General features: G+C 71.7%; 10 protein-coding genes and 2 pseudogenes. 3 read left to right on the forward strand and 9 right to left on the reverse strand.

Annotated features, from left to right (window positions below):
• Positions 1–68: 68 nt before the first annotated feature.
• Complete coding sequence (locus RVR_RS08680) at positions 69–2,228, reverse strand: hypothetical protein (protein WP_202233294.1); 2,160 nt, start codon at positions 2,226–2,228, stop codon at positions 69–71.
• A 496-nt stretch (positions 2,229–2,724) separates the two neighbouring features.
• Between RVR_RS08680 and RVR_RS08685 the strand changes: the two genes are divergently transcribed.
• The gene (locus RVR_RS08685; protein WP_202233295.1) at positions 2,725–3,084 is read left to right on the forward strand and encodes a hypothetical protein; all 360 of its coding nucleotides are present in this window, start codon (positions 2,725–2,727) and stop codon (positions 3,082–3,084) included.
• 60 nt (positions 3,085–3,144) lie between these two features.
• On the opposite strand, the pseudogene RVR_RS08690 reads toward RVR_RS08685, so the two are convergent.
• Positions 3,145–3,564: pseudogene (locus RVR_RS08690) on the reverse strand (transposase family protein); the annotation flags it as partial.
• Positions 3,565–3,590: 26 nt separating this feature from the next.
• Between RVR_RS08690 and RVR_RS08695 the strand changes: the two are divergent.
• Positions 3,591–3,908 (forward strand): hypothetical protein, encoded by a 318-nt coding sequence (locus RVR_RS08695; RefSeq protein ID WP_237404644.1) that lies wholly within the window; start codon positions 3,591–3,593, stop codon positions 3,906–3,908.
• A gap of 6 nt (positions 3,909–3,914) precedes the next feature.
• Here RVR_RS08695 and RVR_RS08700 read toward each other — a convergent pair.
• A pseudogene (locus RVR_RS08700) lies at positions 3,915–4,085 on the reverse strand (IS5/IS1182 family transposase); the annotation flags it as partial.
• Between the two features lie 343 nt (positions 4,086–4,428).
• A complete protein-coding gene (locus tag RVR_RS39105) occupies positions 4,429–4,602 on the reverse strand; it encodes an IS3 family transposase (RefSeq protein ID WP_430393225.1) in 174 nt (57 codons plus the stop codon).
• Between RVR_RS39105 and RVR_RS37435 the strand changes: the two genes are divergently transcribed.
• Complete coding sequence (locus tag RVR_RS37435) at positions 4,579–4,839, forward strand: hypothetical protein (RefSeq protein ID WP_237404645.1); 261 nt, start codon at positions 4,579–4,581, stop codon at positions 4,837–4,839. The genes RVR_RS39105 and RVR_RS37435 overlap by 24 nt on opposite strands.
• Here RVR_RS37435 and RVR_RS39110 read toward each other — a convergent pair.
• The 5 genes from RVR_RS39110 to RVR_RS08730 all read right to left on the reverse strand — a co-directional run bounded on the left by RVR_RS39110 (position 4,833) and on the right by RVR_RS08730 (position 15,367).
• Positions 4,833–5,006 (reverse strand): transposase, encoded by a 174-nt coding sequence (locus RVR_RS39110; RefSeq protein WP_202233297.1) that lies wholly within the window; start codon positions 5,004–5,006, stop codon positions 4,833–4,835. The two genes, RVR_RS37435 and RVR_RS39110, sit on opposite strands and share 7 nt — an antisense overlap.
• A gap of 915 nt (positions 5,007–5,921) precedes the next feature.
• Entirely contained in the window at positions 5,922–6,938 is a 1,017-nt protein-coding gene (locus tag RVR_RS08715; RefSeq protein WP_202233298.1) for a hypothetical protein, read from the reverse strand.
• Between the two features lie 650 nt (positions 6,939–7,588).
• On the reverse strand, positions 7,589–9,988 hold the full coding sequence (locus RVR_RS08720; RefSeq protein WP_202233299.1) for a hypothetical protein: 2,400 nt from the start codon (positions 9,986–9,988) through the stop codon (positions 7,589–7,591).
• Between the two features lie 660 nt (positions 9,989–10,648).
• A complete protein-coding gene (gene eccCa / locus RVR_RS08725) occupies positions 10,649–14,722 on the reverse strand; it encodes a type VII secretion protein EccCa (RefSeq protein ID WP_202233300.1) in 4,074 nt (1,357 codons plus the stop codon).
• Between the two features lie 147 nt (positions 14,723–14,869).
• A complete protein-coding gene (locus tag RVR_RS08730) occupies positions 14,870–15,367 on the reverse strand; it encodes a YbaB/EbfC family nucleoid-associated protein (RefSeq protein WP_202233301.1) in 498 nt (165 codons plus the stop codon).
• Positions 15,368–15,414 lie beyond the last annotated feature (47 nt).

Below are 15,414 nucleotides of genomic sequence, written 5' to 3' on the forward strand. Positions count from 1 at the left end.
GTGGTCCCACCGACGGCTGAGCGGCCGGGGTCCACCGCTTAGCGACGTAACGCGGGCCACGGCGGCCCTCAACCCGTCTCCCCGGGTGGCTCTCGGTCCCGGACACTTTCCCGCCCACCTCCCTCTGCCTCCGCGCCGGACGCGAATACCGGTACGGCCACCCGTGTGTCGAGCGCGGGGACGGCGTCGGGAGGCGTGAACGTGGGGGCACTCGCTTTCGGCAGGTCCAGTACCAGCGCCCCCATCACGCCGACAGCGGCTACCCGCAACGGTGCCGCTACGGGGGCGACCTGGTCCGACGCGGGCTCCGCAGGCACGTCGGATTCAGCGGGCCGCTCGCCCGGCACACGTCGTCCGACCGCAGTCGGTACCGAGTCAGATGTCGGCGTGGCCGGCAGCGGTGCCGCAACGCCTCCAGAGGTTCCGCCACGGGCCGGGCCCGGAGCCTGCTCCGGTACCTGGGCAGGTTCGGACGCGGCCGTGGTGGGCGGCCTGAAGACGTGCTCCACGGCCTGCGGCAGCTCGGGGTCGGGGTCGATCCTCACGCCCAGGTTCCCGGCCTCGGCGCTCTCGTGGACCAGCCGTGGGGCTGCTCCCGTAATCGGCCCGGAAAGGGGCCCGGCCATGCCCACGGCAGCTCCAGACGCCGCGGTCGGCTCGAACGCCCCTGCTTCCCCGGCGGCCTCCGAGGCTCGTCTGGCGACTACGATGCCCTCCGCGCGGGAGGACATCGGGAGGAGCACAGCCGGCGCCTCCTCGTCCCCGGCCCGCTCCGTCCGGTCGCCGCCGTCCGCGGTGTCGGCAGGTGCGGGACCCACCGCGGTGAGGCCGGCGGCGGACCGGCCCGCCAGCCGGTCCCGGGGAGCCACGGCGAGGTCGTGCCGCATCGCCAGACGGCGCAGGTCCCTCAGGTCCTCGGTGGAACAGTCACCGTGGAGCCGCACGAAGGTCCGCTCCCTCACGTCATCCTGCAAGGCGGTGAACAGGCGGTCCAGTGCCTCCCAGACAGACGGTTGAAAGGTCTGTTCGGGGATGCCGACGTCGAGGGCCATCAGGTCGGGCGCGACCGGACGCGCGGCGATCTCCTCCGGCACCCGGCTGCCCACCGGGCCCACCCAGAGTCCGGCGCGAGTGACGACGACCTCCCATTTCCGGTCGAGCATCATCGCTCCCGGCTCCAGTCCGGGCTTCAGTCCTCCTATGGGAGGCCGCCAGGTGCCCAGGCGTGGCGCCGACGGACGGCCTCCGCTTGCCGGCTCACAGGTCACCACCTCGACGTAGGGGCGCCAGGACGGCTCGCCGTCGGCATCGGTGAGGAAGGTCCGCGGCGAGCCGGTAGGTCCGGAAGGCGCGTCCAGGAGCAGTGGCATGCCGGTTGACACCCGCACAGGGATACCGAGGAGATCGGCCACCCCCTGCCCGGCGGCCAGCAGATCGGTACCGCCACCGGGCACCAGGCGAACCGTACTGCGGATCGGGCCGGGCAGCGCGGCGATCACCTCGGCAAGGACATCCGGAGGTACCGCCGCGGTCCGCGACGAGCCGACGAGCAGCAGCGGGCCGTCCGGGTCGACGGGCACCGCGTAGCACAACGCGCCGGCATCCTCGGGGGGCGCGCCGACGGGCAACACCAGCAGCCCGGCCGGTATCTGCTCCACCACGCAGCCGTCAGCTGTGGGAGGTGCTGCCCGCTCCACGGCGTTCTGCCACGCCGGTGCGGGCAGCCGGGTTCCGGTGCGCCGAGGTGTGAGCCCGGGCGAGAAACGCCACCAACCGCCGGGAACACCGGGCAGGTCCGGGGCGAAGAGGGTGCCCCCGGGCGCGACGACGACAAGTCCGGCCGGGGCGACGACATCGCACGGCAGCGCATCGGCGAGGGTGTGGGCGAGGGCAGGCTGCCCGTCGGCCTCGGTCCCGGCCCGAGCCATGGCCAGCCGCACGGTGCGGGGCCCTCCGTCCCCGCCGGCATTGGCGAGTGCCGGGACCAGGGCCGCCAACAGGGCGTCGTGGTCGTCGAAGCCGGCGCCGGTGAGCACCGTCACCCGGTCCGCGGGGTGCGAACGGCGGCGCAGTTCCGCGGCAGCGCGGTCGAGATGATCAGGGACCGCACCGGCCTCGTGCACGATCAGCACCCGGTCCGTGCCGCTGACCTCCAACCGCGGCCCGAAGGTCCCCCGGGCCGCCCAAAGCCGGCCGGGAACGCGCCTCGTCGTGCGCCCGGTCACCACGGACGCACTCGAAAAGCAGGTGCGGCACTGCGCCGCGGAGGGTATCCGGGCTGCCGGAAGAGGACGCGCGGGGCGTGGACCATTGCAACTCGATCCGTCGGCGGGCCCAGCGCTTCCTGACCGCTCATAGCGTGCACCGCAGTCGTCCGCCTCACCGTCATGTTCTGCACAGTAACGAAGCAGGTCACAGGCGGCATCAGGCGCGGTGGGGCCCGGGTGAGGGCCGCACACGCCTGGCGGCGTCGGAACAGCGTCTCCGAACAGCGCCGTTGGGCTCACGGCGTCCTACAGGGCACCACTCAGCGCCCTCGCAAGTCTGGCCGTACGGGCAGGATTGCGAGTACGGACAGGCGCGGTTGTCCCGATCGCTCACCCGCGAACTCACTTTGGGTATGACCTGGGGAGAGACGACGCGACGCTTCGTCGGAAGCGCGCGGCGGTCGGCGGGCACTCAGGCCCGGCAGACCGCGCCACACCCGACGGGAGGGCCCAACCCATGGCCGAGGAGTTCTACGCGGACACGGACGCCATCGCGAAGTACGAGCCGTACATGCGCGAACTCGGTTCCCGGCTGAAAGGGATCGGCACCAGGCTAACGGCCGCCGAGGACAGCTTGTGGGACTGCTGGGGCGATGACAACACCGGCCATCAGTTCTACTCGCAGTACCAACCCGGCTCCAAGCGGATCAAGGAGGCCGTGCTCGGCAGTGCCGGACTCTTCGAGAGCACATCCGACGGCATCAAAACCATGGCCAAGGGCCTGGACGCCATGGAGAGCGACAACGTCTTCGCGGCCAGGAGCCTCGCCGAACCCACCACCCCGACGGCGCGCAGCAACGGCGGTGCGCACGAGTGACGATCAGGTTGCCGCCTGCCGAAGGGTGATGAGGACGACAGGCTGAAGAGGTCGGGTGGGGCGTTGGCGGTTTGCCCGCTGATCCTTCGGTTCGGGGATCGTATGCTTGGTGTGGCGTCTTCGCAGGTAGCGACGGTTGCGACGGGAACTGTACGCTTTGTCGCCGCCGACGTGCTCCGGACGGGTCCGTGGCGTGCCGCCCAGCGGCCTGGGCACCCGGATCCGGCCCAGAACCTCGACCAGTTGGGGAGCATCGCCCCACTGGCCCGGGGTGAGCAGCAAGGACTTTGGGCGGCAACCGCCCTCGCCTGCAATGTGGGTCTTGCAGGTCAGGCCACCCCGGGACCGTCCGAGTCCCTCGTCGGGGCGATGGTGCCGGGGCGTCGTTCTTTTTTCGGAACGCGAGGCAGGTCGGTACAGCGGCACCGGGGTTGGTCTTCGCGATCGAGAATGACCACAGGGGCGCATATGCGCTCCGCAATCTTTCGCAAGGGGGCGCCCGTGCGTTGTCCATCTTCACGCACGTCGACTGCGCAGACATCATCAGCTACGCAGTCGATGGCAGACTAGTCATCCATGAGGAACCCTGGGGCCCGCTCACTCCGCTCTCCGACCCAGATCCCGACCCCGCATGGGACCCGGCCTGGTGCGCGGACCTGACCGACCCGGAGCACGACGAGTGGCTGCGCGGAGCGCGGCAACTGGTGCTGGCCGAGCGCGTCATGGGTCTGCACATCGACCCTCGTTGGTTCGAGATACCGCTGCGCACCATCCTGCTACCGAACCCCCACTCCAACCCGGTCGTCGACCCGCGGATCTGCTGAGCGTTTTCAGCGTTGCCTTTCCAGGGTGAGGACAGCGGTGGCGATGACGGACATGCGGTTCGTGCTGATGCGGGATCGCCGGTTGATCTGCCGCGATTTCAGTTGTGCCATGCCGCGTTCAACCGGTGCCCGGGCTGCGGCCAGGGCCGGGTTGACGGTGCGCTGGGTGAGAGTGAGTCCCGAGTTTCGTAGCTGCCGGATTGCACGGTTTCGGGCGGCGTTCGTTGCTGACTGGGATCGGTTGTGCCGGGTCTCAAATTCCACGGGCGGGAGGTGGTTAAGGACGGAGTGCAGGCGCTCGTCGTACCAGCCGACCCACTGGACGATGGCCCGTTCGACCTGGTCCACGTCCCGCCAGGGTTCTTGCTACTCGATCAGCTCGGCCCTGAACGAAGTGCCCCGGCCATGGCGTTGTCGTGGCTGTCCGCAACGGACCCGACGGTCGCGGTCGCGCCAGCCTCCAACAACCGCTCCCCGTGGCGAATCGGCACGTATTGCGAGCCTCGATCGCGGTGATGAATCAGACCCGAGCCCTTCGTGATTCCCCGCCGCCAGAGCACCATCTCCAGCGCGTCCAGTGGGAGATCGGTGCGCAGCGGGCTGTGATGATGCCCTCGCGTCGCAGCCGGCGGTGGATGCGCCGGGCTCCGTAGGTCTCGCCGGACGCGTCATGGATGCGGTGGATGTGCTCCATGAGCTGTTCGTCGCGCTGTCGCCGGGCGGACTTCAGGCGCTGGCGGCGAGCGTTGTACGCCGAGACCGGCAGGTCCAGTTCCGGGCATACGGGCTCGACCCCGAAGTCGTCGCGGAGGTGGTTGATCACCGCGTCGGCCTCGTGCGGGGCTGGTCGAGCTCCTTCGTTGGCCCGACGCAACTCGGCAATTTCCCTGCGGAGTTGGCCCAGTTCGGCCCGCTCGACAGTGGTCAGTAGGTCCGGACGGTCACCATTGTCGGCCGCAACCTGCGGACCCATCCGCGCAGGGCCTCCTTGTGGATGCCCAAGTCCTTCGCGACATGGGCCACCGGACGACCGGAGGTCTGGACTTCGCGGACGGCTCGCTCACGCAGCTCGTCGGGGTACCTCCGTGGTGCAGGCATCGGACCTGTGTTCTCCCATCTGCCGAGGCGATCACGCCTGGCTTCAGGGCCGCTACAAAATCCGCTTCAGCTCAGGAGGAACGGGCCTACGCCAGCCGCGGCGACGGCCATCGTCACGCCGCCTGGACGCTGGGCGATCGCCGACCACGCACCGACCTGGTCACCGAAGCCCTGGCCGCGGCCGAAGCCACGCGCCGCAGCCTCACTGGCGCGATTCTGCACACCGACCACGCAGCCAGCACACCAGCAAGGAATTCGCCGATGCCTGCCGCAGGGCCGATGTCCGACGGTCCAAGAGCACCGTCGGCGTCGGCAACTCGGCGGACAACGCTCTCGCAGAGTCCTTCAACGCCGTGGTCACACGCGAGACACTCCAGCGCCGCAACGACTGATCCAGCAGCGCGAGGCCCGCCTCGACGCGTTCGGCCGGCTACACCGCTACAACACCCGGCACCGCCACTCCCGCCTCGGACATCGCAGCCCGATTGCCTGCGAGACGGCAATGAGAACCATCAACTACGCTCGCACCAACCGCATAACCCATGTCCGGAATCCGGGGTCAAGGCCACGCTTCGCAGCGCCCAGCCTTGAGTGCGAAGCCAACGACCGCCGGTTCTCCTTGGCAGGTGATCAGGCCCGGTCGGGCCGGCGGCGGGCCAAACAGCCTTGCCGGGCATCCGATCGAGGGCCCACAGCAGGGCAGACGCCTTCCGCAGGGGGACATCGGCCCCAGCCCCCGTGTTTCCCTCCGGTCGCCGCGCCGAACGCGCCGACCCCACCCCGGTCCTCCGGCCAAGCGTGCGTCACCGACCCGCCGCGCAGGGGACCGGCGACGGAAGCCCTACGGCGCCGAAATGTCCCGGCGGACTTGACATCTCCCAGCGGGCACGCGCGTGGCGGCGGGCTCACCGCGGTTCAGACAGTGAACTCGACTGCTTCGATCCAGAGCGAGCGGTTCTTCGTCCCGCCGAAGATCCAGCTGCCCGGGTCGCTGCAGTGCTTGCCCATCCAGCCCGCCTGGTGCAGATAGGAGGTCTGGCAGATGCTGCCCGAGGAGACGCCGATCGTGAAGCCCGACATGACGTCGCTGCCAGCGGTGGTTCCCATGTTCAGATCGGCGCCGTCCTTGACCGAAGGCCACGTCCCCGTCTGCCAGCCGCCGTCCTTCATCAGCGCCGTGCCACCGCCGCCGTCGGCTCCGCTCCATGCGAAGTCGAGGGCTTTGATCGGCTGGTCTTTCCCGGTCGAACCCGCCACGGCTCCGTCGCACACGGGGGCCTGCCAGCCGGTCGCGTCCAGGTAGGCGCGGTAGCAGACATGCCGGCCGGAATGGGCAGCGGCTGCCTTCTCCACGGCCGCCACCACCGGGCTGGCCGCCGAAGTCTTCGCCTTCGCGGGAGTCGTCGCCTGGGCCTTCGTCAACGGCTCGCCCGTCGTCATGGGCTTGCCCTTCGCCATGGGCACACGCGTCGCCGACGCGGCCGACTCGCCGGGCACGGCCACCGCCTTCGTGGCGGTGTGCGCCGGCGTGGCCTTCTTCGGCGGGTGCTGAGCAGCCGAGGTCGGCGAGGAGCCGGGTCCTCCGCTCGCCAGCGGGCTTGCCGAAGTCGACTGCACGGTGGCAAGCGCGTCCAACTGGCTCCGCTGCGAGGCGTTCACGGCTGTGTTGTGGGACGTGCCGTTCTCGACAGTCAGGAACACCGCACCGACCAGGAGCACGCCCACGACTCCCGCCGCGAGCAGCATCATCCGGGTGGACGGGCCGCCGCGCGGACCCTCCGGATCGTCGTCGCCGGTGACGGTCGTGCCGCCGTCACCAGCGGCGGCAAGCGTCTCAGCAGCGACCGGGCCCTTCGGCCCAGGGCTGACCGCAGAGGGCTCCGTAGCCGCAGGATCAGGCGTCACCGAATCAGGCGTCGCGGAGTCGGGCACGATGCTCGGCTCCGCTGGATCGGTCGCCCCGGACGTGCCGGCTCCAGCGCGCGCCCCGACAGCGGTCACGGAGTCGGCGCTGCTGGCGACCGCGGACGCGGACGTGGACGTGGACGTGCTCGCCGGAGAACCGGCGTCGGCGTCCCGTCCGCCCGGCTGGCCGATGACGGACGCCGACGGTCGGCCGGAGCCCTGGGCCCGGCCCGGTTGCGGCCGCAGCGAGTTGGGCGTGCCGGCCGTGCCGGACAGCGGGACGGACCGGCGTACGGCAGGTCGGGCGGATATCCCGCGGCCTGAGGCCCCGGCAGATCCGCTGGACTCAGGCAATTCCTGACGTGCCATCATGTCTCCATCTCTTGGTTCAGGCCCTGCGGGCGGCGCCCCGGGCTCTGGCGGAGCTGGTGTTCTGGTTGCCGACCGGATGCTCTGGACCGGAGTTAACGCGGCCGCGGGCACCTGCCAGGGAGTCTCTTTCGCGTCCACATACCACGTTCGCATTGAGCGTCGGCGGCCCGACCCGCACACCTCGGCGGACGTGCTGGCGCGGCCACGTCGCCCGGGCCGGGACACCTGACCTGCGCTGACGCTCGCGCCGTCGTCCGTCCGGCGCGTTCCCAGTCCAGGTGTCCCGGTCCTGGCGACGGTGCCCGTCACGGCCCCTCGCCGACCGGACCGGCGCAGCGTGGCGGCCAACCCGCCGTCGGCGCGGGCCGGCCCTCCCGTGACACGCTCGTCAAGGCCGCGTCCAGCCGGACGAGGACCGCGTCGTCCGTGTCGTCCGGCTCACCGGCCTCCTCTCGATGCTCCGGCGGCCGGATGCCGGCCGCCGGGCCGGGCCCGGGAGACTCGCGCAGCAGGAACAACGGAAAGTCGCCGTCCGTCCTGACGTCGAGCACCCGAAAGGATGTCCCGGCCGGGAACACCACCTCGTCGGGTCCGTCGGCGCCGTCCGCGAACGGCCGCACGCGCCGCCCGGTGACCGACCAGAGGGCGTATCGGGCGCCTTGTACGTCCGGTGCGGCGGCGTCGGCCAGCACGGCGCTGACCGGCGCGAGGTCACGCAGCACCGCACCCGGGCGCAGGCTGCCTGGGCGGACGTACCGCTCCCCCGTACCGCGGAGCACGGTCCCGCGGCACGGCGGTATCCGCCCGAGCGCCGACGCCAGGCAGGCCGCGTACGGAAGCAGCCGGCTGTCCCGCTTCCGCAGGGTTGCGGTCAACTCACTGTGCCCCAGCACATCGTCAGCCTGGTCGAGGTAGGCGTGCAGCGCGATGAGGTCGACCCGGGCGGCCTCCCGTTCCTCGTCCCCCAGCCCCGGCAGGGCCGCGAGCAGCCGCTCCACGAAGTCGCTGTGTCGCTCCCACGTGGACCCGGCCAACTGCTTGAGGGCGCGCCGGTCCGCGGAGGTACTGGTGCTGTGCCTGACCAGGAGGAGTCCCGGCCCGCCCTGGGAACGGCGGGCCGGGCCCGCGGCCCGGGTCGGCGCGGGTCCCTGGAGTGACGGCCCCGGCACAGGCTCCTCGGCCCCCGGGACCGCGGCGGTGTCGGCCTTCGCCTCGCCCACGAGTGCGGGTCCTCGGCCGAGCCCAGCCACTGACCGCGACACCGATGGGTTCTCGGGCGCCTGGACCGCACCGCCCGAGCGCCCGACCGGGCCTCTGACCGACCGCGGCAGGGAGCTGGTGTTTGGCTGGGGACGGACGTCGGTGTCCGGGCGGGCAAGAAGTGCGGCGCCCGGGCTAGCCAGCGGACCCGCAGCCGAGTAGCGAATGGTACGCAGGCCGTAGTGGGCCGCCAGCCGACGCAACTCGCGGCCGCCGTCCACGGGAACGCCGTGGACGTACAGGGTGGCGCGCGACCGGAGATCGGGCGTGAGGGCCGCGAACAGCCGGGACAGCGCGGGCCACAGCGAAGCGTCCAGAGGCGCGCCCGGGGCGCCGACCTCCATGGACGGTCCCTCGGTCGACACCGGGCGGGCCGGGGGACGGGCGCGGGGGCCGCCCTGACGGTCCACCCACAGCCCGGCCCTGGTCACCATGACCTGCCAGCGTTCGGACAGGCGGACCGTGCCCTCCGCCGGACGGCCGGGCCCTGGGAGGGGCGGGGACCAGCGCAGCAGTCGGGGCGCGGGGCCGGGCCCGGAGCCGCGCGTTGGACGGCAGACCACGGAGTCCACGAAGGGAAGCCAGCCGGGGGTGCCGTCGGCGGCGACGAGCACCGACCGGGCTGCGTAGAAGTCCATCGGCCGGTCGGCGGCGAACAGCGGCAGACCGGTGGTGACCTCGATCTCGGTGTCCAGCAGGTCGCTGACGCGTTGTGCGAGCGGCAACACGTCCTCAAGGCCCCCCGGGACGAGCCGTACGGACTTCGCGAACCCTGGTGCGGTGGATAGGAGGTCGGCTACTTCTTCGGCCGACACGTCCTCTCCGTACGGCACGCCGACCACGACGGTGGCCTGACGGGGGTGGACCGGGATGGCGTGGTAGAGGTCGCCGGGAGCGATCGGCGCGGACTCGGCGGGCCGGATCAGCAGGCCGGCCGGGATGTCGTGGACCGCGCAGCCGCCGGACGTCACGGCCGGGAGCCCGCCGAGGGACGCCTGCCATACGGGCGGAGCGCAACGCGGGCCCAGCCGCACGGGCTCGGCGTCCGGGGCGAAGCGCCACCAGGACCCTTGGGCACCGGCCGTCGACGGGACGAACAGCGACCCGCCGGGCACGGCGAGCACCATCCCGTCCGGTGCCTCCACCGCCATCTCCCAGTCTTCGGCGATGCTCCGGGCGACCGCGGGCCGGTCGGGCCGGTCGTCGCCCGTGCCGACCAGGGCGAGTCGCACCGCCGTGACGCCCGCGGCCTTGAAGGAGTCCATCAACTCGCCGACGCGCGGCCAGAATTCAGCTGAGGTCACCGCGTGCGCACCCGCGACCACGGTCACGTTGCCCCTGTCCGGTCCCAGCCCCTTGATGAGATCCGCGACATCAGCGGCCCCCAACGAGTCGTCCGACGGCGAGCGCAGCAGTACTAGGACCCCGTGGTCCTCGACCAGCACCACCGCGTCCTCGGAAGATGCGCCGTCAGCCTTCCCCTTTGGCCGCGCCGCACGCGACTTAGCGCGCCCCCAACGCATGGCCAGAGCCCCCCTCGTGACTCGTGGACAGCTGCCTATACCCCGCTATCACAAGAATATGCTCCCATTAGTTCACGCATCAATCAATCCGCGATTCGGCCCACCAGGCAATCAGCCACCACCCCGGGCCCTGGTATCCGGTGCGTCTCTCCTGGATGACGGATCTGATGGCCCACGAGGCATCCGGCGAGCGAACCCTTCACCGTGAGCCGCCCCCGCTTCCCTACCGGCCCGTTGCAGGGCGGCAGAAGAGGGTGGAGGTACGCCTGGGGAAGACGGTCCCCGTTCTCCGGCGCCGGGCGGGAGACCCGGTGGCCCGTGCTTCCCCCGGTTCCGCCGTACTCCGTGGCCCAGGGCCGAGCGCGGTACGCGGGCCGCCGTCGGCCGGCTCCCGCCGCTCCGGCGCTTTCGGGCCGCAAGGGGAATTTCGGCCGGGCCGCACCGGATACACGTTCCTGCCCGCACGATCGAACAGGACCGCACGCGGACCGCTTTCCGGTGGCCTTGGTCCCTGCGCCTGGAATACCGCCGGAACACTCTCCAGCGCCGCCGTGCCGGGTTCCCGGGAACACCACACGCCGCTCATTCCCACGCAGCAGCGACGACTGGGGCCTGGCCGGCTCCTGTCGAGTGCTCGGGACTTTCGGGTGTGAGTGCGAGCTGGAGCAGGGCCTTCGGTGCCGAGCGGCGGATGAGCCTGCCACGCCCTGGGGGCAGCGGTTGGGCACGCTGGTCACCCAGGATCGGCCCCTCCCGGGGATCGCCGGACATGACCAGACCATCCGTACCCAGCTCCTGGAGCCTGCTGAGGACCGGTTCGGAGATCTGGCGGCGCGTCGTGCCACCGACCCGCCGGGCGATGATCATGTGGAAGCCCAGTTCGCGAGCCTGCGGCAAATAGTCGAGCAGTGGCGCGAGCGGTGACTGGCGGCCGGCCGACACCAGGTCGAAGTCATCGACGACGACATAGAGTTCGGGCCCCTGCCACCAGCTGCGGTCCCGCAGCTGCTGCACCGTCACGTCGGGCGGAGGCAGCCGCTCGGCGAGCTTGTCGGCGACGGCTTGGGCGAACGAGGCCGCGGTGCCCGCGTCGCCCGCGTACGCGCCCAGGTACTCCGGCGGGACGAGGCCGAGCAGGCCGCGCCGGAAGTCGAACAGGACGAAGCGCGCCTCGTACGGTGTGCGGCGGACCATCGCCCCGGAGATCCAGGTGCGCAGGAACTCGGTCTTGCCCGAGCCGGAGTCGCCGAAGACCAGGAAGTGCGGGTTGGCGGAGGTCAGGTCGAGATAGATCGGCCTGAGGTCGTGTTCGGCGATGCCGACGGGTACGCCTGCGGGTTCCTTCGCGGGCAGGTCGAGTTCGCTGACGGTCAGCCGTTCGGGCAGCATCCGCACCGCCGGAGCCACGGCGCCCTCCCAGCCCGCGGTGAGCTTGGCGAGCGCTTTCGCCTGGGCGTCGGCGAGTTCTTCGATGTCGGCGCGACCGTCCAGCCGCGGAAGCGCGACCTGGAACTGCGTGGCGGGCGGGGCCAGACCCCGACCAGGCGGTACCGCGCCGAACGACCGGGCGGCCCGCCGGTCCACCTCCGACTCGCCGGGGTCGTTCAGCCTCAGTTCCAATCGGCCGGGCACGGCGTCCCGCAGCGTGGTGCGGACGTCGCCCCACCGGTTGGCGGTGACCACCAGGTGGACGCAGACGCCGAGGCCCCGGTTGGCGATGTCCAGCACCTCGGCCTCGACGTCCTCCAACTCGTTCCGGGTCGCGGCCCAGTTGTCGATGACGAGGAACAGGTCGGCGGTGCGCATCCGTGGAGGAAGACCGCGCGCGTCGCGGCGGCGGCGGAACTCGGCGGGCGAGTCGATGTCCATCCCCCGGAACTGCAGTTCCCGTTCGGCGATCACCTGGCGGACCTCGGCCAGAATACGGCGGGCCTGCGCCAGGTCGTGCCGGCCGGCGACCCCGCTGACGTGCGGGGCCTGCGCGAAGGGCAGCAGCGAGCCGCCGCCGAAGTCCAGGCAGGTGAACTGCGCCTCGTCGGGGGTGTGCGTGAGCATCGCCGACAGCATCAGGCTGCGCAGCAGTGTGCTCTTGCCGGACTGGGGCGCGCCGATCACCATCAGGTTGCCGGTCCGCGCGAAGTCGGTCACCAGCGGCTCCTGGAGCTGCTGGGAGGGGATGTCGGACACGCCTACCGGGAAGCTCAGCCGGCCGCGTTCCGGCCACCACTCCCCGGCCAGTCCGACACCGGGACGGACGGCGCCCGGGCCGGTGAGGTCGTCCAGCGGCAGCGCGAGCGGCAGGGGGGGCAGCCAGACCTGGTGCACGGTCTGGCCGACGGTCTGCAACCGCTCGACGATGACCTGCATCTCGGTGGGCCCGCCGACGACCGGCTGCACGATCTCCGGCTCTTCGTGGCGGGCGCTGCCGGCACCCGGACCGGGTGGCACCCGCAGGCCGAAGAGGGCCGGGGGGGCGGCCTCGGGGCTGCCGAACGCCTTGCCCGCCGACCGGTGCGGGCCGGAGACATGCGCGACGCGGAATCGCTCGTACACCGCGTCGGTGACCTTGAGGTAGGCGGAACCGGGGACCGGCGGCAGGCGGTAGGCGTCCGGCGTGCCGATGACCACGCGGGACTCGGCGGCCGAGAACGTGCGCAGGCAGATGCGGTACGAGAGGTTCGCGTCCAGTCCGCGCAGCCGGCCCTCCTCCAGGCGTTGGGTGGCCAGCAGGAGGTGCATGCCCAGCGACCGGCCGACCCGGCCGATCTGAACGAACAGCTCGATGAAGTCCGGTCGGCTGGACAGGAGTTCGCCGAACTCGTCGACGATGACCAACAGGTAGGGCAGCGGCGGCAGCGGACTGCCGTCGGGCCCGGTCCGGCCGGCCGCGCGGTGCATCTGGTAGTCACGGATGTTGTCGACGTTGCCGGCGTCACGCAGGATGCGCTGCCGCCGCTGCTGCTCGCCCACGAGGGCGTCGCGGACCCGCTCGACCAGCGCCAGGTCGTCGACGAGGTTGGTGATCATGCCCGCGGCGTGCGGCAGGTCTGCCAACCCGGCGAAGGTGGCACCGCCCTTGAAGTCGACCAGCACGAAGCTGAGCAGTTCCGGTGAGTGGGTGGCGGCCAGGCCGGTAACCAGTGTACGCAGCAGCTCGCTCTTGCCGGAGCCGGTGGCGCCCACGACGAGGCCGTGCGGACCCATACCGCCCTGTGCGGCCTCCTTGAGGTCGAGCAGCAGCGGCTGTCCATCGGCGTCGAAGCCGAGGGGCATGCGCAGCACGCCCTCGTCGCCCTCGCCGACCCACAGCGACCGCGGGTCGAACTCGTCGATGTCGCCGATGCCCAGCATCCGCGGCAGGGAGGTCACCTGGTTCAGGACCTCCTTGCCCTCCACCGACAGCCGCAGCGGCGACAGTTCGCGGGCGATCGCCTCGCACAGCGCGACCTCGGGCCACTCGGCGAGCACATCGCTGACCTCCGGACGCGACGGTGCGCCCCGCTCCACGGGACGGACGTCCAGCGAGAGTGCGCCCTCGCCGTCGACGCGCACCCTGACGTCGGCGCGGCTCGGCTCGTCCCGCTCCCGGTCGACGACACACAGGACGGTGATGCCGCTCTGCGGGCCCGCCGCGGCGAGCAGTTCCGCCACGGTCTGAGAACGGGCCCAGCCCGCGCGCGGGTCATAGCCGTCAAGAACCACGACCAACCGGCGTCTGGTGTCCGGCGCGTCGCGATCCATGATGCCGCGCCGTACGGCCGGCTGCTCGGCGAACCGGTCCAGCCAGATCCGGAGGTGGTCGGCGACTCCGTCGAACTCCTCGGTGACCAGGGGGACGACGCCCGCCTCCCCCGAGGCGTCCGGTTCGTGGGCGTGCGGCAGCCACTTGGCCCATCCCCACGACGTGGCGTCGCCGACGACCGCCAGGCCCACGTCATCGGGTGCGTGCAGCACCGCGACCTGGCACACCACGGCCCTCGCGACGCCGCGGGCCACGTCGGACGGGCCGAGCACACTGACGACACCACCGCGCGACAGGTCCACGGTCGCGGGCTGGCTGCCGACGGTCGACGCGGACTCCACCAGCCGGTCGGCCGCGGCCTTGGCCCGTGCGTCGTACTCCACCGTCGGATCGTTGCGGGTGGCCATCCGGATCGGAGTGGCCAGGGGGGCGGTGCCGACGCCGACGCAGACGACGAGGAAGTCCGCATCGGTGGCGCGCCGCTCCCACACCCGGCGGCGGCGGGTGGCGATCGCCCACAACCGGTACGGCGACGGGTAGGCCCAGGCCGCCACGACCCGCTGGCTCTCGGCCACCTGACGGGCGGCACGGCGCACTTCCACCAGGTGCGCGAGGTAGCGGTCGCGGGCCCTCAGCTTGTCCCGGCGAGCGGTGCGGCGCAGCTGCATCCGGATGCCGACGGTCGTGCCGACGGAGACGACGACGAAGCAGATGCCGAGCAGGATCAGCATCTTTCGGCCGCCGGCCATCAGATAGGCGGCCATGCTCAAGCTGGTCATCAGCGGCATCAGCAGCATCAGCCAGTTGTTCGCGTCCCGTCCGACGGGCTGCGGTGGTGCCGCCAGGACCACGGGTTCCATGGGCAGTTGGGGCGGCAGGACCCGGGCGGGCCGGTGGAAAACGATACGGGACATCAGCGATTTTCGTCCGTCACGGTGGCCGCAGAGGAGCGGTTACCGGCCTCTGCCGACCATGGAGTTCCCTCACCGTAGGAGTCGGTGTCCCGCGGTGAACAGCCCCCGTTCCTGCACCGGGGGACGTTCCCTATCGGGGACATCCGCTCAGCGCGCGCTGTCCGCACCCGTGCCGCCCCGCCCGCTCGGCCTGCCGTGTCCGTTCGGGCCTGGCACACCCGGCGGCAGCGGAAGACCGTCGAGGGGCGACGGCCGGCTGCCGGGGCGGCGGGCGGGCGTGATCGGCGCGACCCGTCCGGTGGGCAGCCGGGCGCCGTGCAACTGGTCGACGATCTCGGCGAGACCGCCGGTCAGCTCGTTCATCCGCTCGGCGCGCTGGGCCGCCATGGCCTCGTTGGCGGCGTCTACTGCTTCGATGACCAGCTCCGACAGCGTCTGCGGCGCCTGCGGGTCGATCACCGAGGGGTCGATGTCCAGTGCGACGATCCGGCCCCGGCCGGACACGGTGGCGCGCACCAGTCCGCCGCCGCCGTGGCCGGTGGCCTCCGTGGTGGCCAACTCCGACTGGGCACCCGTGACGCTGTCACGTATGCGCTGGGCGCGGCGGGCCAGGACGGCGAAGTCGTCTGACGGGTTGTCGGACACGATGGCCTCTCCTCGTTCGTGTGGTGCGTCGCGGTGGTTCGTTCCGA

Origin of the sequence: Streptomyces sp. SN-593 (assembly GCF_016756395.1) — a bacterium.
GTDB classification, from domain to species: Bacteria; Actinomycetota; Actinomycetes; order Streptomycetales; family Streptomycetaceae; genus Actinacidiphila; species Actinacidiphila reveromycinica.